This window comes from Phyllobacterium sp. OV277 (assembly GCF_900104355.1).
Lineage (GTDB): Bacteria > Pseudomonadota > Alphaproteobacteria > Rhizobiales > Rhizobiaceae > Phyllobacterium.
The window spans coordinates 1,191,868-1,213,974 of sequence record NZ_FNIY01000001.1; the positions used below are offsets into that span (position 1 = coordinate 1,191,868).

Sequence of the window (22,107 nt, forward strand, 5' to 3'; positions counted from 1 at the left end):
AGCCCGCCAATCGGCGGGCTTTTCGTTTGGTCTGGCAATGATGGATCAGTGATCCAGCGCCTTGACGATGTTTTCAACCATCTTCTTGGCATCGGCAAACAGCATCATCGTGTTGTCGCGGAAGAACAGTTCGTTCTCGACACCCGCATAACCGGAGCCCATGCCGCGCTTGATGAACAGAACCGTGCCAGCCTTGTCCACATCGAGGATAGGCATGCCGAAGATCGGCGATTTCGGATCGGTCTTGGCAGCCGGATTGGTGACGTCATTGGCACCGATAACGAAAGCCACATCGGCCTGCGCAAATTCGGAGTTGATGTCCTCAAGCTCGAACACTTCGTCGTAGGGAACATTGGCTTCGGCCAGAAGCACGTTCATATGCCCGGGCATACGGCCAGCAACCGGGTGAATGGCGTATTTGACCTCGACGCCCTCAGCCTTCAGCTTGTCAGCCATTTCACGCAAGGCGTGCTGTGCCTGCGCCACCGCCATACCGTAACCCGGCACGATGATAACCTTGGATGCATTCTTCATGATGAAGGCCGCATCATCAGCAGAACCCTGCTTGACCGGACGCTGTTCCACTTCACCGGTTGCTGCACCCGAGGTCTCGCCGCCGAAGCCGCCGAGAATAACCGAGATAAACGACCGGTTCATGCCCTTGCACATGATGTAGGACAGGATGGCACCGGAGGAACCCACCAGCGCACCGGTGATGATCAGCGCCAGATTGCCCAGCGTGAAACCGATACCGGCAGCAGCCCAGCCCGAATAGGAGTTGAGCATCGACACGACCACAGGCATATCCGCGCCGCCGATGGGAACGATGATCAGAACACCAAGAGCCAGCGACAGAAGAACGATCAGCCAGAACACGAAATGGCTTTCGCTCATCACCAGCGCCACAACCAGCAAGACAATGGCAATCGCCAGAGCCGCGTTGAGCACATGGCGGCCCGGCAGCATGATCGGCTTGCCGGACATGCGGCCATCGAGCTTCAGGAAGGCGATGATGGAGCCGGTAAAGGTAATCGCACCGATGGCAACACCGAGCGACATTTCGACCAGCGCCTGTCCGTGGATCGAACCGACTTCGCCGATCCCGAAGGAATTGGGCGAGTAGATGGCAGCAGCAGCCACCATGACAGCGGCAAGACCGACCAGCGAATGGAAGGCTGCAACCAGCTGCGGCATGGCCGTCATGGCAATGCGTCTGGCGGTATAGGCACCGACACCGCCACCAATGGCGAGGCCGATGACAATCAGGCCAAGGCCTCTGAAACTTGGCTCGGCAAGGGTCAGCGTGGTGATGATCGATATACCCATACCGATCATGCCGTAGAAATTACCTTGACGGCTTGTGGTTGGGTGCGACAGGCCACGCAGCGCCAGAATGAACAGGACGCCGGAGACGAGATAAAGAAAAGCTGCGAGATTTACGCTCATTGCTCAGGTCTCACTTTTCTTTTTTCTTGTACATGGCGAGCATGCGATGGGTCACAAGGAAGCCGCCAAAAATATTGACGCTGGCAAGTACAAGGGCGATGAAGCCGAAGCCTGTGGCAAAACCACTGGCAGACAGGCCAACCGCAAGCAGCGCACCAACGACAATAACCGACGAAATGGCGTTGGTTACGGCCATGAGCGGCGTGTGCAGGGCTGGTGTCACCGACCAGACGACGTAATAGCCGACAAAGATTGCCAGAACGAAGATCGCCAGACGGAAGACGAAGGGGTCAACGGCGCCACCTGTTACCGTATGGGCCACAGCACCGGCCGCATCAGGCAGGTTTTCAGCGGCCTGACGAACCGTCTCGGTTGCCTGATTGAGACTTTCAAGAGCTTTTTCGAGTGCGGTATCAGCCATCACGCCTCTCCTTCAGTCGTTTTTTGGGCAGCCGTTTTTGGGGCAGCCGTTTTGGTGGCAGCAGGTTTCGGCGGGGTTTTCTTCGGTGCGGCTTTGGGAGCAGCAGCCTTCTTTGGCGCGGCCGTGGCCGGTGCCTTCTTCGGCTCAGTTGTCACCGCAACTGTCGCAGCGGGTGCAGCCTTGGCTTTGGCAGGCTTTTTGGCTGCCGGTTTCGCCGCAGGAGCAGTTGCACTTGGCGCGGCACCGGCAAAATTCGGATGAACCACCTTGCCACCATGGGTCAGGACAGTTGCCTTGACCAGTTCATCGTCAAAATTGACCTTGATTGCCTTGGCATCCTTGTCAACAAGCGTCTCAACGAAGGCAAAAAGGTTCTTGGCATAAAGCTGTGATGCGGTGGCGGCGATACGGCCAGCAACATTGAGATGGCCGACGATCTTGACGCCATCGACATCAACAATCTTGCCTGCAACCGCGCCTTCAACATTGCCGCCGCGTTCAACCGCAAGATCAATAATCACGGAGCCGGGACGCATGCGCCCATACATTTCGCGTGTAACGAGCCGCGGAGCGGGACGGCCCGGAATGAGCGCCGTGGTGATGATGATATCCTGCTTGGCGATATGGTCCGCGACCAGCGCAGCCTGCTTCGCCTGATATTCTTTCGACATTTCCTTGGCGTAACCACCAGCGGTTTCAGCCGCCTTGAATTCCTCGTCCTCAACGGCAAGGAATTTCGCGCCGAGCGAAGCAACCTGCTCTTTCACGGCAGGACGCACGTCCGTTGCAGTGACGACGGCACCCAGACGGCGCGCGGTCGCAATAGCCTGAAGACCGGCAACGCCGACACCCATGATGAAGACCTTGGCGGCGGGAACCGTACCAGCCGCCGTCATCATCATCGGCAGGGCGCGGTCATACTCTTCCGCAGCGTCAACTACCGCCTGATAACCGGCGAGGTTGGCCTGACTGGAAAGTACGTCCATGACCTGCGCACGCGTGATGCGCGGCATGAATTCCATGGTGAACGCTGTGACACCGGCATCTGCCAGTTCCTTGACGGCAGCATCATTGCCATAAGGATCGAGCATGGCGATAACAACCGCGCCTTTTTTGTAGGATTTGAGCTCAGCCGAGGATGGGCGCCGGACTTTCAGAACGACATCGGCGTTCCTGATGTCGGCGGTTTTGCCAATCGTGGCACCCGCGGCTTCAAATTCGCGGTCAGGAATGCGGGATGAAACACCCGCGCCACTTTCCACAATGACTGAAAAACCAAGACCGATAAGCTTTTTGACCGTTTCCGCTGAACCGCCAACCCGCGATTCAACAGCATCGGTCTCTTTCGGTATGAACAGTGTCTGAGCCAAGCCCTCACCCCCAAAGCATGTTGTCACTATGCAGTCAGTGGCCCGAAGACCCGCGCGCCTGCCCCGCTATGACGATTGGCAATCCTGGTGATGGGCCCGCTCATGCAAGCGGATTTCAACAGAATTATCCGCCCGGTTCATGAACAACGCTTGTGGGCGTGTTTTAGAGAATGAACCAGGCAGCCACACAAATAATAATAAACAGAATGGTGGCGGAGAAAAACCCGCCAGCGAAAAAGCCGAATGCCATCGCAGCCACCAGCCCTACGCAGGTAACCACACCCCATTTCGAAAGAGCGAGAAAAAGATTGTAGGTTTTTTCGTGCTCAGGGTAGTCCATGGGTGCACCAAGTTCTGCAGGCGCCGTATCGTGATGTTCAGCCATCTTCAAACCTCATAAAGTCTTAGTCCTATTGGCAATAGCGAAAACGCAGCAGCAGCGCAATGCGCAGATAGTCGCTGAAAAGCCTCCCGGTCGATAAAAATGGCACCTGCGCTGATTTTACCGATCAAGCCAATCCCGCGAACCATCTCAACTGAGCAAATGGGGGAAAAGCCCCGTCACTCCGATGATGATCAGATAGAGCGCAACCACGTAATTGAGCAGACGCGGCGCGATCAGGATGATGATTCCGGCAATCAGCGCAACGAGTGGCGCAATGGCAATTTGTGCGATCATGACAGCGGTTCTTCCCTAATGAATCAGACATTGTTGACATTGGGAGTTTTGGACAAGATTGTTGTCAGGTCAAGCTCTTGGGCATTTCGATCAATGCACAGTGGCAATCTCGCCATTCTTTGGCTTAACCGGCAGTTGCACCATTTCGATATCAAAGTTCTTGGCAATATTTTCCGCCGTCGTGGCTGCTCCGTAGAGGAAGCCCTGCACATATTCAGCGCCAATCCAGCGATTGATCAGCGCAAACTGCTCCCGCGTTTCCAGACCTTCGATGGTCACGGACAGGCCGAGTTCATGGGTCATCTGCACGATACCGCGCAGAAGTTTCAGGGAACGGCCTTCCTCGGTAATATCAGTGATGAAGGAACGATCGATCTTGACCTTGGTGACGGGTAAATCTTTCAGATAGCTCAGGCTGGAATAGCCGGTACCGAAATCATCAATGGCAACCTGCAGCCCCATGGCTTTCAGACTTTCGAGCACACCGCCTGTCGCCTCACGGTCGGTGATGATTGCACCTTCCGTGACTTCCACCTCGATCAGTGCAGGCTCCACGTTATAACGTAGTAAGGCTGACCGGATAATATCGGCCATGTCCATATTGTGCAGGTCATAGGATGACAGGTTTATCGAAACGGCAATTCTGGAACCCCAGAGGCTGCAATCCTTGATGGCCTGTTCGATGACCGTCCGGGTCAGGTCCGAGATCAGTCCCATTTCTTCAGCCATAGGAATGAACTCCGCTGGAGAGATCGGGCCGAAATCCGGGTGGTTCCACCGCGAAAGCGCTTCGCACCCGACCATGCGCAAGGTGCGCACATTGATAATCGGTTGATAGGCAACCGACAGGGTCCGCTCGGCAATCGCCTTGCGCAGATCGTTTTTCAGCCGCTGTTTGCTGCGGAAGGACTGATCCATCGTATCAACGAAAACAGCCCAGGCTTTTTGGCTGTCTTTTCGCGCGGCATCAAGGGCAAGGTCAGCATTCATATGCATGACAGCAAGATCGAATTCACCCTTGCTGACAATCACCACGCCCGCATGGGCTCCGGTCACGATCTCCTGGCCCGATACATTATACTGACCCGAAATGGCGGCCATGATCCGCTCGACGCTCTTCAAAATGGCGTCGCGGGTTGGTGCTGAGAACAGCAACACAAACTCATCGCTGCCAAAACGCGAAATGACCGGATGCTTCACATCAACCGAAGCAAGCCGATCGGCAAAGGCCCGCAACAATTCATCACCAATACGATGGCCGAACGTATCATTGGTTCGCTTCAGGCCATCCACATCAACGACCATCAAGGCGATCTGCATTCCCGTCCCGATACCATCAAGATAGGTCTTGGCAATCTCGGCAAACTGGCTGCGGTTGGGTAGCCCCGTGAGACTGTCATAACGCGCCATGCGGCTGATCTGCGCCTCTGCTTCGGCGCGCCGGGTAACGTCCTGCAGGATGAGCACTGTTCCGTGTTGCGGATCCGGCGTCGCCATAAACTCAAAGTGCCGCTTGTTCGGCGTAACAAACATGTCCCGTTCCTTGCGACCAGTGAGCAGGTTCTGCATCTTGGCGGATAGGGAAGCGTGGGTTTCCTCCGGGAAATAGGCTTTGACGCGGGCAAGTCGCAGCAAGCTTTGCAGGGAATGACCATGCACCTGATCAGGGTCATCGAAGCCCATCATCTTCGCCGCCTTCATATTGGCAACGGTGATATTCTGATTGCTATCAAACATCAGCAGGCCCTGCGGCATGCCGTTCAGTGCTGCATCGAAATGGCTGACGACAACGCTCAGTTGCTGCTTGCCCAAAAGCGCATCCCATAATGATTGCCGCAGCTTCGAGGCAATCCGGACGTTGCTCCAGAAATACGGCAGGATCAGCAGCGCAAGCAGCCAATTGTAAATGCCGCCAAGCAGAATGAACGTCAGAAAAAGCGGCGCGAGAATACCAAAGGACATGCCAATGATAACAGTTGGCGATACATAGTTCCGTGTTACCAGCGCAACCATCGAAGCAACAACGATAGCCACGCTCGTAATAGCAGCCGAAGTGTCCGCAAACACATAAATACTCACCAGACACAGCAAACCGAGCAGGATGCACGTGCTGACCGCACCCAGAAGGTACCGCCATTCCCATTTTCGCAAATCCGTCATGGTCGCTGACGAAAGATCCTTTTGTTCAAAAGCACTGGCATTCGCAGTGCGAAGAAGAACAATCAGGAAAAAGGCCACCGCAAAACCGACGTAAATTGGCTGATTTGTTTTTATGTAAATAACCAGCGTAGCGAGAATTTGAACAACAGACGTCCACCACACGGCTTTCTTGTTCGCATAAAGTGTGCGCAGGAACAGAATTTCGAGAAAAATACTCTCGTTGCGTTCAATTTTCATCAAGGTGTCCGTGAATAACTGTACCCATAATTGGATACGTTAACGAATACTTTCGAACAAACGCCAACGATACTCAGATTATGTATGAGGCATGCATTTAGAATATTTATTTGCACCCCATGTCAAACTGATATTTATCAAATGGGAAACAGAATTACCAATTCCTAAAAGGATTAAGCCGGTGTCATAAACCGGTCACATCCTATGGTTCCAATTCGTTTTGGATTTTTCAGGCTGGACAGGCAATGGTTGTGGGGTCCGGCTTGTCCTTGTCAGGGTTTGGATCGTAGAATGGACCAACCACCAGCGGTTTATCAGGCATGACAGATTGATCCGTGTCCGATATCATCGTCCGGTCGATAGTCTGCAGTAATTTCCCACCCGCATCCTCAAGACGGATTATCACCTTGTACTCCCGCCCAGCCTTTACGCATTTGATTGGCGGACTGTCGATGCCGATCTTTTCGACCGCTGGCCAGACTTTTTGGCGGACAATAAGTGGCTCGCCGCCCGCCGGGTTTTCAAACGTCGTTTCAAGCATTGCTTCGTCAGGTACGCGCCGCACCTTGGTCAGCGTCAGGTGATAAGTTGCCTGCGCGATACGATAATTGAACACGAATAACTTTCCGGCGACAGCCAGATAATCGCCCTCGCCGGAATCGCGACAGGCACCCAGCGCCAGAACGCCTGTAACGACAGGCAAGAGAAGAAACATACGCAGTCGCCTTGCGATCTTATGCATGATCATTTTCCGGTTGTGTACGATTGCGGCGATAATGTCTCTGGGCCTTCGCCCGGTTTCCGCAGACGGTCATGTCGCACCAACGGCGACTGCGGTTGCGGCTCTCGTCGAAGTAAAGCCAATGGCAATTCGGGCAAATCTTGATCCGCTCAAGCCGTGCCGGTTCCAAAAGCCGCATGGCCGACAGGAAAGCTGCTGTACCGAGCGACAGTTCCCGTTCCCGCCCCAGCGCATTCGGCAGGGCCAGATCCTGTGTTCCGGGTTCATCACAAACCAGCGCCGACCCGAGTTGCAGGAACGTTGCCATATTTTGCGGGTGTAGCCCGCCACCCCGCACAGCCGTCCGAAACAGCGCGTTGATGGCCTCCCTGACATCAACAAGCCGCTCGACTTCCGTCCGCGCCACTGGCGCACGAAAGCTGGCTTCTCCCCATTCCGGCTTGCGGAAATGTGCCGCAGCCCGGGCAAATCGCTGTAGCTCCGCCCGGTCCGAAAACCGGTCCAGCGCGCGGTCGGGTGTCTCCCGGAAAATGACTGTGTTGGCCAGATCAAGAGCCAGCACGCCACCACTGAAACGATGCGCATTCCAATCAAAGGTCATGCAAAATTCTAACTGGTAAAATTGATTTTGCAAGTTAGAATGGTCAGGAATATGCGAGTGACCGATGGCCTATTTTCTGCAACTGCTGATTAATGGCATCCACAATGCCGCGCTCTATGCGTTGCTCGCCTATGGTTATGTGCTGATTCACGGCATCACCCATCGCACAGACCTTTCGCTTGGCGCGCTGTTCGCCTTTTCCGGCCAGACCTTTATTCTGGTAACAGCATTTGGCTGGACGGTACTCTGGATGACGCTGCCATTGGCTCTCGGCTTCGGGCTGATTGTTGCCGTGATCTATGTCGGCCTCGGCGGTTACACCATTGCGAAACTGATCTACACACCGCTCGAGACGGGCAGCCGCAATACGGTGCTCGTCGCCACACTGGGCCTCAGCATATTTCTGATGGAACTGTCGCGCCTTGCCGCTGACACACGGGATTATTGGCTGCCACCCATGCTCGCAGAACCTGTACACGTGCTTGGCTCCGGTGTTGATATCAGCCTGACACAGATGCAACTCGTCAATATTGTCGTGGCACTGGCTGTCATCACAACGGGTGAACTGGTCATGCAGCGCACCTCCGCCGGCCGGATATGGCGCGCGGTCAGTGACGAGCCCTTTGCAACGTCCATGTGCGGTATCGATCCACGGCGCGTCAGAACAAAAGCGATCCTCGCAGCTTGCGGCGTCTGCGCCATCGCAGGATTTCTGGCTGCGCTTTACTACGGCAATATCAGCTTCACTACCGGGATGATCTTCGGTTTGAAAATCCTGTTCATCACCGCTGCAGGCGGACTTTCAAGACCGCTCTATGCTGCGCTGGGTGCAGCAGCAGTCGGGGTGGTTGAATCCCTGTGGGGCGGATATTTTTCCGTTCTCTGGCGCGACGCGGCGGTATTCTCTTTGCTGGTCTTTGTTCTCGCCGTGCGGACGAACAATGATGAGGCCGAAAGAATCTAGCCCTGCAGGCTATGGCCGCCATCAATTGTAATAACAGTACCGGTGATATAGCTGCTGGCATCAGATGCAAGCAACAACACTGCACCATCAATATCATCAGGTTCGCCGAGCCTGCGCATCGGATTTTTGCCTTTCAGAAACCCATGCGCCGGGCCATTCATGATCGACTCATTGAGGCGTGTGGGAAACCATCCGGGTGCAATGGCGTTGACACGGATGGCATGGGAAGCCAATTCCAGCGCCAGCGAACGGGTCATCTGGCTTATCGCAGCTTTTGACATGGCATAACCAGCCGATCCTTTGATGGGCGCATCGGCAAGAATGCTCGACAGGTTGACAATCGATCCGCCAACCCCAGCCGCAATCATGCGTTTGGCGGCTTCCTGCGCAATGAAGAATGCACCTTCCACATTCACTTCGAAAATGTGCCGCAACTGCTCACGCGTTGTGGTGAGTGCGCGCTCCATCGTGGCAACTCCGGCATTGTTGAAGACAACCGTGACTGTCCCAAGCTTCTGTTCCGCCTCATCGAAAGCGCGCTCAATATCAGCGGCTATAGTAACATCGGCAATAATATTCAGAACATTGGGGCTGTGTTCATTATCCGGAGCAGGCGTGCGCGAAATGGAAACAACATTGGCACCATGCGCTGCAAGCACCTGAACCATCCTCAGCCCCAAACCTGAAGATCCACCCGTTACCGCAATAGTCTTTCCTGCAACGGAAATAGAAGAGGCACTTGTCATTACACTTAATACCAACATCAAACTGTTTCTCCACTGTTAGACTGCCCGTGCAACGATGACAACCACCCGAGTGTTCGAGTTCTGCAACTGCAATCAATTGGGTTGATGCACCGGTATGGGGCTGCTAACAGTTCAGACAGACTATTCGGGAGAGACAGCCGGGTTAGGCCTATTGCCGCCATTTCCAAGAGCGGCGCAGCCTATGGGATGAAGAGCTGTCTGGGTGATCATCCGGGGAACTGTAACAGTTGCCGGACTTATGGGGAGGAACTGCATGTCGGCTTTGCTTGCCGTGTCGAGAGCGATCGACCGTCTCAATGAATTCGTTGGCCGAAATGTTGCCTGGCTGATTTTCCTGGCCGTGGTGGTCAGCGCCGGCAACGCCATTGTCCGCAAAGTATTCAACCAATCGTCGAATGCGTGGCTGGAATTGCAATGGTTTCTGTTTGGTGGTGCTTTCATGCTGGCAGCCGCCTATACGCTGCAACAGAACGAACATATTCGCATCGACATTGTTTACGGCGCCTTTTCCCGCCGTGTGCAGCATTGGATCGATCTTCTCGGGCATCTTTTCTTCCTGATGCCTTTCGTTCTCCTCATGTGCTTTTACTTTGTCCCCTATGTCAGCCTGTCCTACCGCAGCGGCGAAGGCTCCCCAAGCGCGGGTGGTCTGGTCCAGTGGCCGGGAAAACTCATCTTGCTTGTCGGCTTTTTGCTGCTGGCCATTCAGGGCGTTTCTGAAATCATCAAGAAGATTGCGGTGATGCGCGGCGATATTCCCGATCCCAATCCACCTTTAAGTCTCGAAGAGATTGCGGAACAGGAAGTTGCCATGGCGGAGGCGCGTAATGATTGAGTTTATTGCACAGAACATGGCGCCAATCATGTTCGCCTCGCTGATCATTTTCATGTTGATCGGCTATCCTGTCGCGTTTGCTCTTGCTGCAAACGGATTGCTGTTTTTCTTTATTGGCGTCGAACTCGCCCCCTATTCCAATGGGACGATTACCCTCGACTGGCCATTTCTTTATGCCTTGCCCGAACGGTTCTGGGGGGTGATGTCGAATGACACATTGCTCGCCATTCCGTTCTTTACCTTCATGGGCATCATTCTTGAACGCTCCGGCATGGCCGAAGACCTTCTGGATACGATCGGCCAGCTGTTCGGTCCGATCCGTGGCGGCCTTGCCTATGCGGTCATTTTCGTCGGTGCGCTGCTTGCAGCCACGACAGGCGTCGTCGCGGCATCGGTCATTTCCATGGGCCTCATTTCGCTGCCGATCATGCTGCGTTATGGTTATGACCGACGCGTAGCGTCAGGCGTCATCGCGGCATCCGGCACGCTGGCGCAGATCATTCCGCCATCGCTGGTGCTGATCGTTCTGGCTGATCAGCTCGGACGCTCGGTCGGCGACATGTATCACGGCGCACTGATCCCCGGCCTCGTGCTCACCGGTCTCTACATGCTCTATGTCCTGGCCCTGTCGATCTTCAACAAGAAATCCATGCCTGCTTTGCCCGTTGAAGCGCGCACGCTGGGTTCGGGTGTTACATCTCTGATCATTGCTCTGGTGATTGCCGTCGCTATCGCCTATGGCGCGATTGTCTGGTTGACGCCGAAGGCGGGAGCCAATGCGGATATCTGGGGCGCGACAATCGGCATTGTTGTTATCTATGCATTCGCGCTGGCAGACCGTTCATTTAGCCTCAACCTGATGTCGCGTCTCGCCCAACAGGTGATCATTGTTCTCATCCCGCCGCTTGCACTGATCTTCCTCGTGCTTGGCACGATCTTCCTTGGTATTGCCACACCGACAGAAGGTGGCGCCATGGGTGCGGTGGGCGCTTTGCTCATGGCCGCATCCAAAGGACGTCTTAATCTTGGCGTTATCAAGCACGCCCTGACATCCACCACGCGGCTGTCTTCATTCGTCCTTTTCATCCTGCTTGGCGCGCGTGTCTTCTCGCTCACCTTCTACGGTGTCAACGGCCAGATATGGGTGGAGCATTTGCTGGCTTCGCTGCCGGGTGGACAGGTTGGCTTCCTGATCGTCGTCAATCTGCTCGTCTTCTTTCTGGCATTCTTTCTCGACTTCTTCGAGCTTGCCTTCATTATCGTACCGCTGCTTGCTCCCGTTGCGGAAAAGCTCGGCATCGATCTGATCTGGTTCGGCGTGCTTCTTGGCATCAACATGCAGACAAGTTTCATGCATCCGCCGTTTGGTTTTGCCCTGTTCTATCTCAGGTCTGTGGCCGCCAAAGTGCCCTATATGGACAAAATAACCGGCAAGAAAATCCAGCCCATCACCACGGGGCAGATCTATTGGGGTGCCGTGCCATTCGTCGGCATTCAGATCCTCATGGTGGCTCTGACGATTATGTTCCCGCAAATGGTCATGCATTATACCGGCCCGGCCAGCACAGTTGATCCGGCAACCATCCAGATTCCGAACTCAGACCTCGGGGGTGGGCTTGGCGGTGGATTGGGAAGCGGCCTCGGCGGGGGATTGGGCACAGACCTCAGCGCACCACCTCTGGGCGGGCCACCACCTGCGCCTGCACAGCCCGCACAACCGGCAGCACCGGATTTGAGCCAGCCGCCGAAAATGTAATATAGCGCCAAGACAAAGAAAAAGCCCGGCATCGCTGCCGGGCTTTTTATATTCGAAACAGAAAGCTTAGAGCTTGCCGTTACGCTGCTGCACCATCATGAACGTATCGAAGGTGTATTCCGCCACCTGAGCATAAAGGAAATGCTCATTGCGGAAACCCTTGATGGAATCCCAGATCTTTTTGAATCCCGGATTGCTGGCTTCGATTTCAGCATAGACGCCATTGGCTGCTTCGAAACACGCATTGAGGATTTCCGGGCTGAACGGACGCAGTTGCGCGCCACCGGCAACCAGCCGCTTGATCGCGGGCGGGTTCACATAATCATACTTCTGCAGCATGTTCGCATCGGTTGCCTGCGCTGCCGTGCGGAACAGGGACTGATAGCTTGGCGGCAGTGAATCCCATTTCTGCTTGTTGACCATGAAACTAACAGTCGGTCCACCTTCCCACCAACCGGGATAGTAGTAAAACGGCGCGACTTTCTGGAAGCCGAGCTTTTCGTCATCATAGGGACCAACCCATTCGGCGGCATCAATCGTACCCTTTTCAAGGGATGGATAGATATCACCACCGGCGATCTGCTGCGGCACGACCCCAAGCTTTTCCATAACCTTGCCGGCAAAGCCGCCAATGCGCATTTTGAGACCCTTGAGGTCTTCAACGGTCTTGATTTCCTTGCGGAACCAGCCACCCATCTGCACGCCGGTATTACCGCCCGGATAGGCCTGCAGGCCCTGTTTGTTGAAAAACTCGTTCATCAGGTCAATGCCGCCGCCATGGTACTGCCAGGCATTCATACCGCGTGCATTGAGCGCAAATGGCACGGCTGCACCCAGAGCCCAGGTGGGATCCTTGCCCCAGTAATAATAGGCAACGGTGTGGCACAGTTCGACCGTACCCGCTGCAGCAGCGTCAGCTGCCTGAAGGCCCGGAACAACTTCACCCGCCGCAAATGGCTGGATGACAAAATTGCCGTCCGTTGCTTCTTTCAGATATTTCGACAGAACCTCGGCGCCGCCATAGATCGTGTCCAGTGACTTTGGAAATGATGACGCACAGCGCCATGTGATCTTCGGCATTGACTGCGCAATTGCTGGCGCTGCCAGCGTGGTTGCCGCAGCAACCCCCGCGCCGGCAAATCCGGCATTCTTGATGAATGAACGACGATCCATATACTCTCCTCCAGAATTTATCGCTTCAGACCCCCCGGACAGTTTCTGTCCAATTGCTCCCGGTCTGGGGATCACCATACACGCTCGACTATTCAAGTCCAGCCGCTGAAAACACAAACAAAGCGCTGATTAAAACAGAGTGGAATCCCAAGGAAAAAACGTCTTTTGCGACGGAATGCCTCCCGCCTTCGGCAGCCATTGGAAACGCACCCGAATTACACTACATTCGAAGGAGAATTATTATTTGGAGCATCGCCATGCGGCAGCCTCTCGTCGCCATCACCTCAGACGTTCGCGCCTTTGAAAATTATACGTGGCACGCAGCACCCGATCAGTATCTGAAAGCTGCCTATGACGCAGCCGGTGTCATCCCCCTGATCGTCCCGTCCTTTGGCGAAGGCCTCGACATAGACGCCATTCTTGACGGTGTGGATGGTGTTCTGGTGACAGGCTCCAAATCCAATGTGCATCCTTCGCTCTACGGCGTGGAACCGACCGAGGCGCATGAACCCTATGATCCTGCCCGCGATGCAACTTCATTGCCCTTGATCCGCCGGGCAATTGAGCGCGGCGTGCCGCTGCTTGCCATTTGCCGGGGCATTCAGGAACTGAACGTTGCCCTTGGCGGAACACTTGCCACGGAAATACAGGAACTCGATGGCCGCATGGACCACCGCGCGCCTCAGTCCGCCGAACAGGCTGAGCGCTTCGCCATCCGCCATCCCGTGCGCATCAAGCCCGGCTCATGCCTTGCCAATGTAATGCAGTCGGACACACTTCAGGTCAATTCCGTACACAGACAGGCCATCGACCGGCCCGCCGCCCAGCTTGATATCGAAGCCGTCGCCGAGGACGGAACCATTGAGGCCGTATCGGTCAAGAACGCCCGCGGATTTGCCGTTGGCGTGCAATGGCACCCGGAATATTGGGTGAAAACCGACAGCCCTTCGCGCAAGATTTTCGCTGCCTTTGGCGACGCCGCACGTGCGCACAAGGCAAGCCGCGAACGGCTTCAGGCCGCCGAATAGCGATATTGCCTAGTGCATCGGATCGCTTGCGAAACGCAAAATATTATTTGAACATCGCTCCATTACAGGCATCGGTAACAATTAAATTTGTACCAGCCGTTCGGGGGCAATGGTGGCAATTCAATTCACAAATTCACTGGAACAGGAATTTCCAGTTGTTTCGAAAATGTCGATTCCCTATGAGCTGAACCCGTATGGTCAAGCAAGCAGCGGCGGCCGGACCGGAACGGACTTCGATATGTATTTTGTCGAATCGCCGTGGGGCCCACGGGTTATCTGTTTTATGAAACTGAACTTCATTTTCACAAACGGTAGCGGCGGAGCTTGGGATGATGGTGAACGGCGAGATTGGGTAGCGAACTGGACATCGCAAATCGCTGGAAGGTGGAGCACAAACAGGCTGACCACTACATCTGACGGAAGGCCAGTCGGCTTGAGGTTCTATTTTTCCATACAGATCAATAGCAGCTCACAAAGCGCGCATTGGCCTGTCCACGTCGAAAAAATCAAGGATTCCGAAGAGCACAAGAGGTATAAAAGCCTCACATGTACACGTAAAAGCCCATTGTGCGAGATGAGGCATGTGCAGTTGAGTAGCTTTGACCTGAAACCTTTATCGCTTGAACCAGGGGTTACGCAGCGGATAGCTCTTCATGAATTCGGTCACATGATTGGATATATGGAAGATGAATATAAACGCAGGTCGCGTTACTTCGGCGAAACTGGCTCAATGATGCACAGCGGTGAGGCTGTCGAGCCTCGGCATCTTAAGCCCTTCAAAGATTATGCGGATTCATTATCAAGAAAATGGGACACGCATATGCATGCATATTCGAAAAAGGTGCAGGCCGAGCAGCATAAGATCGCGTTACTTGCTCAAAAGCAAACCAAAGCGACAATGGATTCCATACGATTTCAAAATGCCGGAGGCATATTGAGCGGCAAACCTGCACCCCAATATGTACTCAAACCCGGCATGCCCGGCGGCCCTTCTGAATACAAAGTGCCGCCGCTTTCACATAAACGCTAAACTTCACATCAGGCTAAAGCAGATCGACGCCCGCTGCGGACAATGACAAAAGCACCGACCGTGGCGCGACACTGACATAGGCACGGCCATCACCGGGGCTGAACTCGACGATGGTTTTTCCGGACTGGTCAGCAAAAGCAATCGTGCCATCCGGATTGTTGCGCCATTCCGTTGCGTTGGCCAGCGGCGCATAAAGCGCCGCGCAATCCTTATTCACATGCAGGGCATCATGGCCCGGCAGTCCGTTTTCCTGCGGAAATGCCTTGCACCTGGCGCTACCGCCCGGACTACTGATCACAAATGCCGGGGCATCGAATTCCGTCAGACCTGTTGAGGCTGTCATTGTCGGATCGACATTGGCTGGCTGAGACGCTGTGAATGACGCGAAATCCGCAAACAGCGCGGCAACAGCAAAAAAGGAGAAGAGGCCGATCCCGGCAGTTAAACTCAGCTTCACAATGAACTCCCGGGCGTACGCGCACGGAAAGACCTTAAGCAATCAGCGTTAATCAACCGTTAGAGCGCGATGCAAGCCTCTCGCGCCTGATGATGCTACCGCTCTTTGGGCTTTGAGGTTGACTGCCGGATGCGCAGCTCCGGCTTGATAAGTTCCTGCCGTGCATGGGTGTCAGCGCCGTTGAGCTGATCAAGCAGCGCCCGTGCTGCACGCTGGCCGACTTCACGCTGACCATTCCACACCGTCGTCAAAGCCGGCGTGGCAATCGCCGCTTCTTCCAGATCATCATAGCCGGTCACGGAAATATCGACGCCGGGAACCATGCCCGCGCGGGCAATACCGTTCATCATGCCGATGGCAGCAAGATCGTTCCAGCAAACCGCAGCGGTTGGATGATCTTTCAGCGCCAGAAATTGCGGCGCGGCGTCAAAACCAGCCTGCTTGGTGCGCGGTCCCGGAATGCGCCATTCCGGCTTGACCTCAAGACCTGCCTTTTGCATGGCCAGAAGATAACCTTCATAGCGGTCGCGGCCTGTTGATGTCTGGTCCGTACCGCCGACCATGGCAATCCGTGTATGTCCGAGGGAAATCAGATGGTTCGTGGCAAGACTGATACCATAGGAATCATCGCCACGAAAAACCGGTACATTCGCATCCTTGACTGTACGAGCAATCAGGACGATCGGCAGACCATTATCCTCAGCCATGCGGATATCTTCGGCCGGAGTGCCAATGGCTGGTGACATGATGACCCCATCACCGCCCAATTGCAGAACGGTCTCGATAAATGTGCGCTGCTTGTCGAGCTGGTCATAATGGTTGGACAGAATGAATGTCTGGCCGGAGCGGTCCAATTCACTCTCGATTGCCCGCAGAATTTCGGCGAAAAACGGGTTCATGATGTCATGAACAACCACACCGACAATACCCGAGCGCGAGGTGCGCAGGCTGGCCGCCCGTCGGTTATAGATATAACCGACGGCGCGGGCATGTTCTTTGATTTTTTCACGCGTCTGGTCCGCCACAAGGGGACTATCGCGCAAAGCAAGCGATACAGTTGCAGTAGACACTTTCAGCGCGTCGGCAATTGTCGATAGTTTGATCTTTTGCGCCAAAAACCGCCTCCCCGCCGTCTGGTCAGACAAATACATTGTCGTTCTCTGGCGTTATGCCATTGCCACCCGATAAATCAAAGCCCTTTCGCCGACTGCCGCCTGCAAAGCCCCAATTGGCTTTGGATAGTGACTCGGTCCCATGACAATCAGGAGCGCATCCGCAACCGGTGTTCCCTATGTACGACGTAAAGACCGCTCGCAATAACGATGACAGCCCCCAGAAGCGTATAAACATCGGGGAACTGGTCAAAGACGAGATACCCGAACGCGAGCATCCAGATGATCTGCAGGAACGGATAAGGGGCAAGAGCAGCTGTCGTTGCACGCCGATAGGCCAGAATGATCAGATAATGTCCCACCCCGCCAAAGAAACCAAGCATCAGCAGAAGCACAATCTGAAACCATGTCTGCGGCATGACAGCTTCAGTTACGGCAGGCGAAATAAGAATGGCAGGCGCCAAGGCCGAGAAAAAGATCAGGCTCTCAGGTGATTCGGTGGCAGCCATGCGGCGGGTCAAAAGCACATAGAGCGAGTAGCTCAGCATCGCCAGTATCGAATAGGGCAAGCCGGGATTGAGCGTTCCGAAGCCGGGACGCGCAATGATCAGCACGCCGATAAATGCCACGATAATCGCAGCCCAGCGGCGCCATCCTGCCCACTCCCCCAGCAATGGCCCCGCCAGCGCCGCAATAACCATGGGCGCGGCGAATGTAATTGTGATCGTTTCGCCAAGCTGCATGGTCTGCAGCGCGTAGAAGTTGAAATAAGTAGAGCCAAACAGGCACAGTCCGCGCAGCAATTGAAAGCGGTAACTTCTGACCCTGAAAAGCGCAGGATTGGTCCAGCCGCGAAAGAAAATGAGAACCAGCACCGCGTGCTCGACAAACCGCATCCACGACACAAATGCCGGTGGAATACCCTGAAGAACCAGATATTTGGCGCTTGTATCCAGACAGGAGAAGAGGATGCCCGCCGCAAAAAATATAAAGAATCGCAGCAGCGGGTACGGCTTCCTGAGAGGAAGGTTGAGATACAGACAAGATGCTAACCAATCAGACAGGCAGGACTGACCACCATGTTAGCAATTTCGCACCGTTTGTAACGGTCAATCGCACTGTGACAGGCAGAAAATTACTCGTCGTCACCATCGTCATCATCATGATCGTCATCCGACCCCGTCTGACGCAACAGTTCAGCAGCCGACAGATTGATCTCAAGGCGCTGCAGCATTTTGATCAGAGCCTTGCGTTCCTTCTTGTCAAAGCCCTTCATCGCATCCTTCTCCGTCTTGCGGATGGATTTCTCGATAGCCTTGATCGCCTCATTGCCCGTATCTGTCAGGAAAATATGCGCTTGACGCTGGTCAGTCGCAGATCCCTCTTTTTTGACAAAGCCCTGCGTCTGAAGCCGGGAAATCGTTTTGGTGATTGTTGGCGGGCGAACACCGAGACGCTTTGCCAATACACTTGGCGAAAGACCATCCTCATGCGCCAGCTGCAACATTACAGCGTCCTGTCCCGCATAAAAACCATGGGTCAAAAGCCGGGTGGCCAGTGCCGTGCGCGTCAGCCGAGCGGTTGATTGCAGACGGTGAAGAATGAGAGGCTTGCGTTCCTTGACCATTCAAATTCCTGCTCGCTGTGAACCAATTGTCCGGTTAATGATAAGGCGGCTAGCTCTTTTTGGTAAATGGTAATTATCAGACGAAGGATGTCGGCGCTGTGCAGTCTCAACTTTGAACGAAAATAACCTTTGGCGCTTCAATTTTCAGCTCTGCACCATCAAGCCGATCCCCCGATGAACCCGCGTTACAATTCTTATATGACATTCTGATGAAATTTGCCGACGAATTGCCGCCAGAGCCCAAATAAGCGGATAAAAATCGGGTTGGGGATGCCTACCCTCGCTCCATCAAGGCAGTTATGCTAAGAGCGTCCTTGTAACCCGTGAGTGACCCATGCCCACGCTATCAGCCAAAACAATTGCTCTTCTTCCGCTTGGTGCCCATGAGCAGCATGGGCCGCATTTGCCCTATGAAACCGACACATTGATTGCGCAAGGGTTCGTCAACCGACTAAAACCGGCCCTTCCCGCAACGCTTTCAGTCGATTTTCTACCGGTTGAGCCTGTTGGTTACTCCATCGAACACATGGATGTCGCGGGAACGAAGAGCCTCGCTTTTGATGAGGCTGTGCGCCGCTGGATCGATATCGGCAAGGGCGTCGCAGATCGCGGTCTGTCCAAGTTGGTCATTCTCAACGCCCATGGCGGCAATTCTCCGCTCATGACAATTGTCGCAACTGAACTGCGGGTTCGTTTCAATATGCTTGCTGTCGCAACAAGCTGGACGCGATTTGGTTTGCCGGATGGCCTTATTTCTCCACAGGATAAAGCGCTCGATATCCATGGCGGTTTTATCGAAACTTCGGTGATGCTGGCGCTCTACCCGGAAAGGGTCGAGATGGCGAAAGCACAGAACTTTGATTCGAACCAACGCCACTATATCGGGACCTACAAACATTTGCGTGCCTACGGTCCACATGCCTTTGGCTGGAAAATGTCGGATCTGAACAGGCTTGGTGTTGCCGGCGATGCCTCCCGCGCTACGGCAGAGGCTGGAGAAAAGCTCATTGCACACAGTTTAAAGGGTATTATCGAACTGCTTGAGGATGTGGACCGCTTCGACTGTTCGGTTTTTGCGTGACAGGCTCAATCCGCTTGAACAAACCATTCACGCAATTGAACATATCGGATGTGGCAAAACCCGTCATGATCACCTATATCCTGTGTTCATCCTTTCAAAGAGGCACACGATGAGTGAAGCTCCAACGACCACCAATGCTGCGCCTGACACCGCGCGCATCCCTCAGATCCCCGTCACCGTTCTCACCGGCTATCTCGGTTCCGGCAAAACGACTCTGCTCAACCGTATTCTGAGCGAAGACCATGGCAAACGTTATGCGGTCATCGTCAATGAATTCGGCGAAATCGGCATCGACAATGATCTGATCGTCGAATCCGACGAAGAAATCTATGAAATGAACAATGGTTGCATCTGTTGCACCGTGCGCGGAGACCTGATCCGCGTGGTGGAGGGCCTGATGCGCCGCCCCGGCCGGTTTGATGCGATCATCGTCGAGACTACGGGTCTGGCTGACCCTGTTCCCGTCGCCCAGACTTTCTTCATGGATGATGACGTGCGCAGCAAAACCATGCTCGATGCCGTGGTTGCCCTTGTCGACGCCAAGCATCTGCCCTTGCGTCTGAAGGACAGCCGCGAGGCGGAGGATCAAATTGCCTTCGCCGATGTGGTACTCCTGAACAAGACCGATCTGGTAACGGCTGATGAACTGGCTGCCGTCGAGGCAACCGTTCGTGCCATCAACCCCTATGCGGTCATCCACAAGACCGAGCGGGCCGACATTGACCTGACCCGGGTTCTTGATCGCGGCGCCTTCGATCTGACCCGCGCCTTGGAAAACGACCCGCACTTCCTTGATCATGATCATCCTGACCATGCCTGCGGCCCTGATTGTGATCATGACCATGATCACGCGCACCATCATCATGACCATGACCATGGACATCATCACCACCATGATCACGCGTCGCCGATTCACGATACGAGTGTGATCTCGGTTTCCCTGCGCGTGGGCGAACTCAATTCCGATAAGTTCTTTCCATGGGTCCAGAAAATCACTCAGGACCAGGGGCCGAACATCCTGCGCCTGAAGGGTATTCTCGCATTCAAGAATGATCATGAGCGCTATGTTATTCAGGGCGTCCACATGATTATTGAAGGCGATCATCAGCGCGCATGGAAAGACAATGAAAAGCGCGAAAGCCGCCTTGTCTTCATCGGCCGCGAACTCGACCATGATGCGCTGAAATCCGGACTTGAAAGCTGCCTCGCCTAGGCTACAAACATATTGAATGAAATTGAAATGGCATGATGTCTTTCGTTCGAATGCCGATACCGCTCTAATAGCAGCCTCGCACGAACGAACGGCATTGCCTTTCACATTCCTGTTTGTTTCTTTTTTGCCATTCCGGGCGCCATTTCAATCCAGTTTATGAGCTTACAATCTATGCCGACTATTGCCCCGCTTGATCTGACCGGTCACTGCATTGACGCCCGTTTTGTTCAGGACGTTCCATTCTTTGCGCTCGCCGATGGCACCGTGCATCGGCTCGACAATGGCCATAAGATCACAGAGGCTCATGACGGGCTTCTTTGTGCAGTGCTTTCTTCGGATGGTAAGTCATTACTTACAAGTGGAGAAGATGGCCGCGTCTGTTCGACCGGCTTGAATGGCGAAGTCACCGAACTCAGCAATATACCGCGCAAATGGATGACTGCCTTGGCTGCGGCGCCAAACGGTGCGATTGCCTATGCATCGGGGAAAATCGCCTGGGTGCGCGCCCCTGATGGATCAGTACGGGAATTGGTTCATGAGCGCAGCGTGGAGGGCCTTGCTTTTGCGCCAAAGGGCCTGCGATTGGCAGTTGCCCGTTATAATGGCGTAACGCTGCACTGGCCTGCCACCAACGGAACACCGACAGAGCTGGAATGGAAAGGCGCGCACGTCCAGGTGGTTTTCTCGCCTGACAACCGGTTCCTTGTCACGTCCATGCAGGAAAATGCGCTGCACGGCTGGCGTCTGGAAGATAACAGGCACATGCGCATGACCGGCTATCCCAACAAGGTGAAAAGCTGGTCATGGAGCCCGAAGGGCAAATGGCTGGCGACATCAGGTGCACCGGCCTCCGTTGTCTGGCCATTCTCGGGCAAGGACGGGCCGATGGGTAAAGCGCCGCTGGAACTTGGCACGCGCGGCGACAGTGCCGTGACCGCCGTCGCTTGCCATCCTGTCGAGGATATTGTCGCGATTGGCTATTCCGACGGCATGATCCTTGTTGGACGCTTTGGGGATCAAAAGGAAGTGCTGCTGCGTCGTCCCGGTAAAGGCGCAATTTCGTCGATGGATTGGGACAGAACCGGACATCGTCTGGTGTTTGGGAGCGAGAGCGGCGATTGCGGCGTTGTGGATATTACGGCGTAATCTCTTTTTCCGCGCTTGATCAAAATAGTATTTAAGTAACGACGTACAATTCCGGAAGCCCACTTTTACGGGCTTTCATGACGGATGTTGTGCCCTTTGCAGAGCGTCTTGCGGCGGCTCCATTGTCGAGCCTCTGGGCTTAACACGGTGTGCTACCGGTTTATAATGTGTTTTGAGAAGCTTGTTGGTTTTCTATTTGGAAGGTTTGGTTGCGGGGACAGGATTTGAACCTGTGACCTTCAGGTTATGAGCCTGACGAGCT

Annotated in this window: 22 protein-coding genes; 8 read left to right on the forward strand and 14 right to left on the reverse strand. The window is 54.5% G+C overall.

The window, feature by feature from the left end; all coding sequences use genetic code 11:
* Positions 1–45: 45 nt before the first annotated feature.
* The 8 genes from BLU05_RS05820 to BLU05_RS05855 form a co-directional block, all read right to left on the reverse strand.
* On the reverse strand, positions 46–1,446 hold the full coding sequence (locus BLU05_RS05820) for an NAD(P)(+) transhydrogenase (Re/Si-specific) subunit beta (RefSeq protein ID WP_091878295.1): 1,401 nt from the start codon (positions 1,444–1,446) through the stop codon (positions 46–48).
* 10 nt (positions 1,447–1,456) lie between these two features.
* Positions 1,457–1,867: an NAD(P) transhydrogenase subunit alpha part 2 gene (locus tag BLU05_RS05825; protein WP_091878297.1), complete on the reverse strand. Its 411-nt coding sequence runs from the start codon at positions 1,865–1,867 to the stop codon at positions 1,457–1,459.
* Positions 1,867–3,237, reverse strand: a complete 1,371-nt coding sequence (locus BLU05_RS05830; RefSeq protein ID WP_091878299.1) for a Re/Si-specific NAD(P)(+) transhydrogenase subunit alpha — start codon at positions 3,235–3,237, stop codon at positions 1,867–1,869. Before BLU05_RS05830 ends, BLU05_RS05825 begins: the two co-directional genes overlap by 1 nt.
* Positions 3,238–3,400: 163 nt before the next feature.
* The gene (locus tag BLU05_RS05835) at positions 3,401–3,622 is read right to left on the reverse strand and encodes an aa3-type cytochrome c oxidase subunit IV (RefSeq protein ID WP_091878302.1); all 222 of its coding nucleotides are present in this window, start codon (positions 3,620–3,622) and stop codon (positions 3,401–3,403) included.
* A gap of 147 nt (positions 3,623–3,769) precedes the next feature.
* The gene (locus BLU05_RS05840) at positions 3,770–3,916 is read right to left on the reverse strand and encodes a DUF3096 domain-containing protein (RefSeq protein ID WP_091878304.1); all 147 of its coding nucleotides are present in this window, start codon (positions 3,914–3,916) and stop codon (positions 3,770–3,772) included.
* Between the two features lie 90 nt (positions 3,917–4,006).
* Positions 4,007–6,313 (reverse strand): putative bifunctional diguanylate cyclase/phosphodiesterase, encoded by a 2,307-nt coding sequence (locus tag BLU05_RS05845; protein WP_091878306.1) that lies wholly within the window; start codon positions 6,311–6,313, stop codon positions 4,007–4,009.
* Between the two features lie 229 nt (positions 6,314–6,542).
* Positions 6,543–7,055 (reverse strand): hypothetical protein, encoded by a 513-nt coding sequence (locus BLU05_RS05850; RefSeq protein ID WP_091878308.1) that lies wholly within the window; start codon positions 7,053–7,055, stop codon positions 6,543–6,545.
* Positions 7,048–7,656 (reverse strand): CGNR zinc finger domain-containing protein, encoded by a 609-nt coding sequence (locus tag BLU05_RS05855; RefSeq protein ID WP_091878310.1) that lies wholly within the window; start codon positions 7,654–7,656, stop codon positions 7,048–7,050. Before BLU05_RS05855 ends, BLU05_RS05850 begins: the two co-directional genes overlap by 8 nt.
* 64 nt (positions 7,657–7,720) lie before the next feature.
* Between BLU05_RS05855 and BLU05_RS05860 the strand changes: the two genes are divergently transcribed.
* Entirely contained in the window at positions 7,721–8,620 is a 900-nt protein-coding gene (locus BLU05_RS05860; protein ID WP_091878312.1) for a branched-chain amino acid ABC transporter permease, read from the forward strand.
* Here BLU05_RS05860 and BLU05_RS05865 read toward each other — a convergent pair.
* Positions 8,617–9,366 carry an SDR family NAD(P)-dependent oxidoreductase gene (locus BLU05_RS05865; protein ID WP_091878314.1) on the reverse strand — a complete coding sequence of 250 codons (750 nt, stop codon included), beginning with the start codon at positions 9,364–9,366 and terminating at the stop codon, positions 8,617–8,619. The genes BLU05_RS05860 and BLU05_RS05865 overlap by 4 nt on opposite strands.
* 274 nt (positions 9,367–9,640) lie before the next feature.
* Here BLU05_RS05865 and BLU05_RS05870 point away from each other — a divergent pair, with 274 nt between their 5' ends.
* Positions 9,641–10,222 (forward strand): TRAP transporter small permease subunit, encoded by a 582-nt coding sequence (locus tag BLU05_RS05870; RefSeq protein WP_091878316.1) that lies wholly within the window; start codon positions 9,641–9,643, stop codon positions 10,220–10,222.
* Positions 10,215–11,978: a TRAP transporter large permease gene (locus tag BLU05_RS05875; protein ID WP_091878318.1), complete on the forward strand. Its 1,764-nt coding sequence runs from the start codon at positions 10,215–10,217 to the stop codon at positions 11,976–11,978. The genes BLU05_RS05870 and BLU05_RS05875 overlap by 8 nt, the downstream gene beginning before the upstream one ends.
* Before the next feature lie 66 nt (positions 11,979–12,044).
* Here the strand turns inward: BLU05_RS05875 and BLU05_RS05880 are convergent, their stop codons facing one another.
* Positions 12,045–13,151: a TRAP transporter substrate-binding protein gene (locus BLU05_RS05880; RefSeq protein ID WP_091878320.1), complete on the reverse strand. Its 1,107-nt coding sequence runs from the start codon at positions 13,149–13,151 to the stop codon at positions 12,045–12,047.
* A 257-nt stretch (positions 13,152–13,408) separates the two neighbouring features.
* On the opposite strand from BLU05_RS05880, the gene BLU05_RS05885 reads away from it, so the two are divergent.
* Both BLU05_RS05885 and BLU05_RS05890 read left to right on the forward strand, forming a co-directional pair.
* A complete protein-coding gene (locus tag BLU05_RS05885; RefSeq protein ID WP_091878322.1) occupies positions 13,409–14,179 on the forward strand; it encodes a gamma-glutamyl-gamma-aminobutyrate hydrolase family protein in 771 nt (256 codons plus the stop codon).
* Between the two features lie 112 nt (positions 14,180–14,291).
* Positions 14,292–15,209 carry a hypothetical protein gene (locus tag BLU05_RS05890; RefSeq protein ID WP_175540522.1) on the forward strand — a complete coding sequence of 306 codons (918 nt, stop codon included), beginning with the start codon at positions 14,292–14,294 and terminating at the stop codon, positions 15,207–15,209.
* 13 nt (positions 15,210–15,222) lie between these two features.
* Here the strand turns inward: BLU05_RS05890 and BLU05_RS05895 are convergent, their stop codons facing one another.
* The 4 genes from BLU05_RS05895 to BLU05_RS05910 all read right to left on the reverse strand — a co-directional run bounded on the left by BLU05_RS05895 (position 15,223) and on the right by BLU05_RS05910 (position 18,405).
* Positions 15,223–15,666 carry a hypothetical protein gene (locus BLU05_RS05895; RefSeq protein ID WP_091878326.1) on the reverse strand — a complete coding sequence of 148 codons (444 nt, stop codon included), beginning with the start codon at positions 15,664–15,666 and terminating at the stop codon, positions 15,223–15,225.
* 95 nt (positions 15,667–15,761) lie between these two features.
* A complete protein-coding gene (locus BLU05_RS05900) occupies positions 15,762–16,781 on the reverse strand; it encodes a LacI family DNA-binding transcriptional regulator (RefSeq protein ID WP_091878328.1) in 1,020 nt (339 codons plus the stop codon).
* A 146-nt stretch (positions 16,782–16,927) separates the two neighbouring features.
* The gene (locus BLU05_RS05905; RefSeq protein ID WP_348271754.1) at positions 16,928–17,818 is read right to left on the reverse strand and encodes a DMT family transporter; all 891 of its coding nucleotides are present in this window, start codon (positions 17,816–17,818) and stop codon (positions 16,928–16,930) included.
* A gap of 95 nt (positions 17,819–17,913) precedes the next feature.
* Positions 17,914–18,405, reverse strand: a complete 492-nt coding sequence (locus BLU05_RS05910) for a MarR family winged helix-turn-helix transcriptional regulator (RefSeq protein ID WP_091878332.1) — start codon at positions 18,403–18,405, stop codon at positions 17,914–17,916.
* A gap of 334 nt (positions 18,406–18,739) precedes the next feature.
* Here BLU05_RS05910 and BLU05_RS05915 point away from each other — a divergent pair, with 334 nt between their 5' ends.
* The 3 genes from BLU05_RS05915 (at position 18,740) to BLU05_RS05925 (ending at position 21,845) form a co-directional block, all read left to right on the forward strand.
* A complete protein-coding gene (locus BLU05_RS05915) occupies positions 18,740–19,486 on the forward strand; it encodes a creatininase family protein (protein WP_091878334.1) in 747 nt (248 codons plus the stop codon).
* Positions 19,487–19,595: 109 nt separating this feature from the next.
* Positions 19,596–20,699: a CobW family GTP-binding protein gene (locus BLU05_RS05920; RefSeq protein WP_091878555.1), complete on the forward strand. Its 1,104-nt coding sequence runs from the start codon at positions 19,596–19,598 to the stop codon at positions 20,697–20,699.
* A gap of 171 nt (positions 20,700–20,870) precedes the next feature.
* Positions 20,871–21,845, forward strand: coding sequence for a WD40 repeat domain-containing protein (locus BLU05_RS05925; protein ID WP_091878336.1), 975 nt, complete (start codon positions 20,871–20,873; stop codon positions 21,843–21,845).
* The last annotated feature ends 262 nt before the right edge of the window (positions 21,846–22,107 follow it).

Excerpts from the sequence above, each read along its gene's own strand:
- BLU05_RS05820 (WP_091878295.1), bottom strand. The coding sequence starts at position 1,446 with ATGAGCGTAAATCTCGCAGCTTTTCTTTATCTCGTCTCCGGCGTCCTG.
- BLU05_RS05825 (WP_091878297.1), bottom strand. The coding sequence starts at position 1,867 with ATGGCTGATACCGCACTCGAAAAAGCTCTTGAAAGTCTCAATCAGGCA.
- BLU05_RS05835 (WP_091878302.1), bottom strand. The coding sequence starts at position 3,622 with ATGGCTGAACATCACGATACGGCGCCTGCAGAACTTGGTGCACCCATG.
- BLU05_RS05840 (WP_091878304.1), bottom strand. The coding sequence starts at position 3,916 with ATGATCGCACAAATTGCCATTGCGCCACTCGTTGCGCTGATTGCCGGA.
- BLU05_RS05845 (WP_091878306.1), bottom strand. The coding sequence starts at position 6,313 with ATGAAAATTGAACGCAACGAGAGTATTTTTCTCGAAATTCTGTTCCTG.
- BLU05_RS05850 (WP_091878308.1), bottom strand. The coding sequence starts at position 7,055 with ATGCATAAGATCGCAAGGCGACTGCGTATGTTTCTTCTCTTGCCTGTC.
- BLU05_RS05855 (WP_091878310.1), bottom strand. The coding sequence starts at position 7,656 with ATGACCTTTGATTGGAATGCGCATCGTTTCAGTGGTGGCGTGCTGGCT.
- BLU05_RS05860 (WP_091878312.1), top strand. The coding sequence starts at position 7,721 with ATGGCCTATTTTCTGCAACTGCTGATTAATGGCATCCACAATGCCGCG.
- BLU05_RS05865 (WP_091878314.1), bottom strand. The coding sequence starts at position 9,366 with ATGACAAGTGCCTCTTCTATTTCCGTTGCAGGAAAGACTATTGCGGTA.
- BLU05_RS05870 (WP_091878316.1), top strand. The coding sequence starts at position 9,641 with ATGTCGGCTTTGCTTGCCGTGTCGAGAGCGATCGACCGTCTCAATGAA.
- BLU05_RS05875 (WP_091878318.1), top strand. The coding sequence starts at position 10,215 with ATGATTGAGTTTATTGCACAGAACATGGCGCCAATCATGTTCGCCTCG.
- BLU05_RS05880 (WP_091878320.1), bottom strand. The coding sequence starts at position 13,151 with ATGGATCGTCGTTCATTCATCAAGAATGCCGGATTTGCCGGCGCGGGG.
- BLU05_RS05885 (WP_091878322.1), top strand. The coding sequence starts at position 13,409 with ATGCGGCAGCCTCTCGTCGCCATCACCTCAGACGTTCGCGCCTTTGAA.
- BLU05_RS05910 (WP_091878332.1), bottom strand. The coding sequence starts at position 18,405 with ATGGTCAAGGAACGCAAGCCTCTCATTCTTCACCGTCTGCAATCAACC.
- BLU05_RS05915 (WP_091878334.1), top strand. The coding sequence starts at position 18,740 with ATGCCCACGCTATCAGCCAAAACAATTGCTCTTCTTCCGCTTGGTGCC.
- BLU05_RS05920 (WP_091878555.1), top strand. The coding sequence starts at position 19,596 with ATGAGTGAAGCTCCAACGACCACCAATGCTGCGCCTGACACCGCGCGC.
- BLU05_RS05925 (WP_091878336.1), top strand. The coding sequence starts at position 20,871 with ATGCCGACTATTGCCCCGCTTGATCTGACCGGTCACTGCATTGACGCC.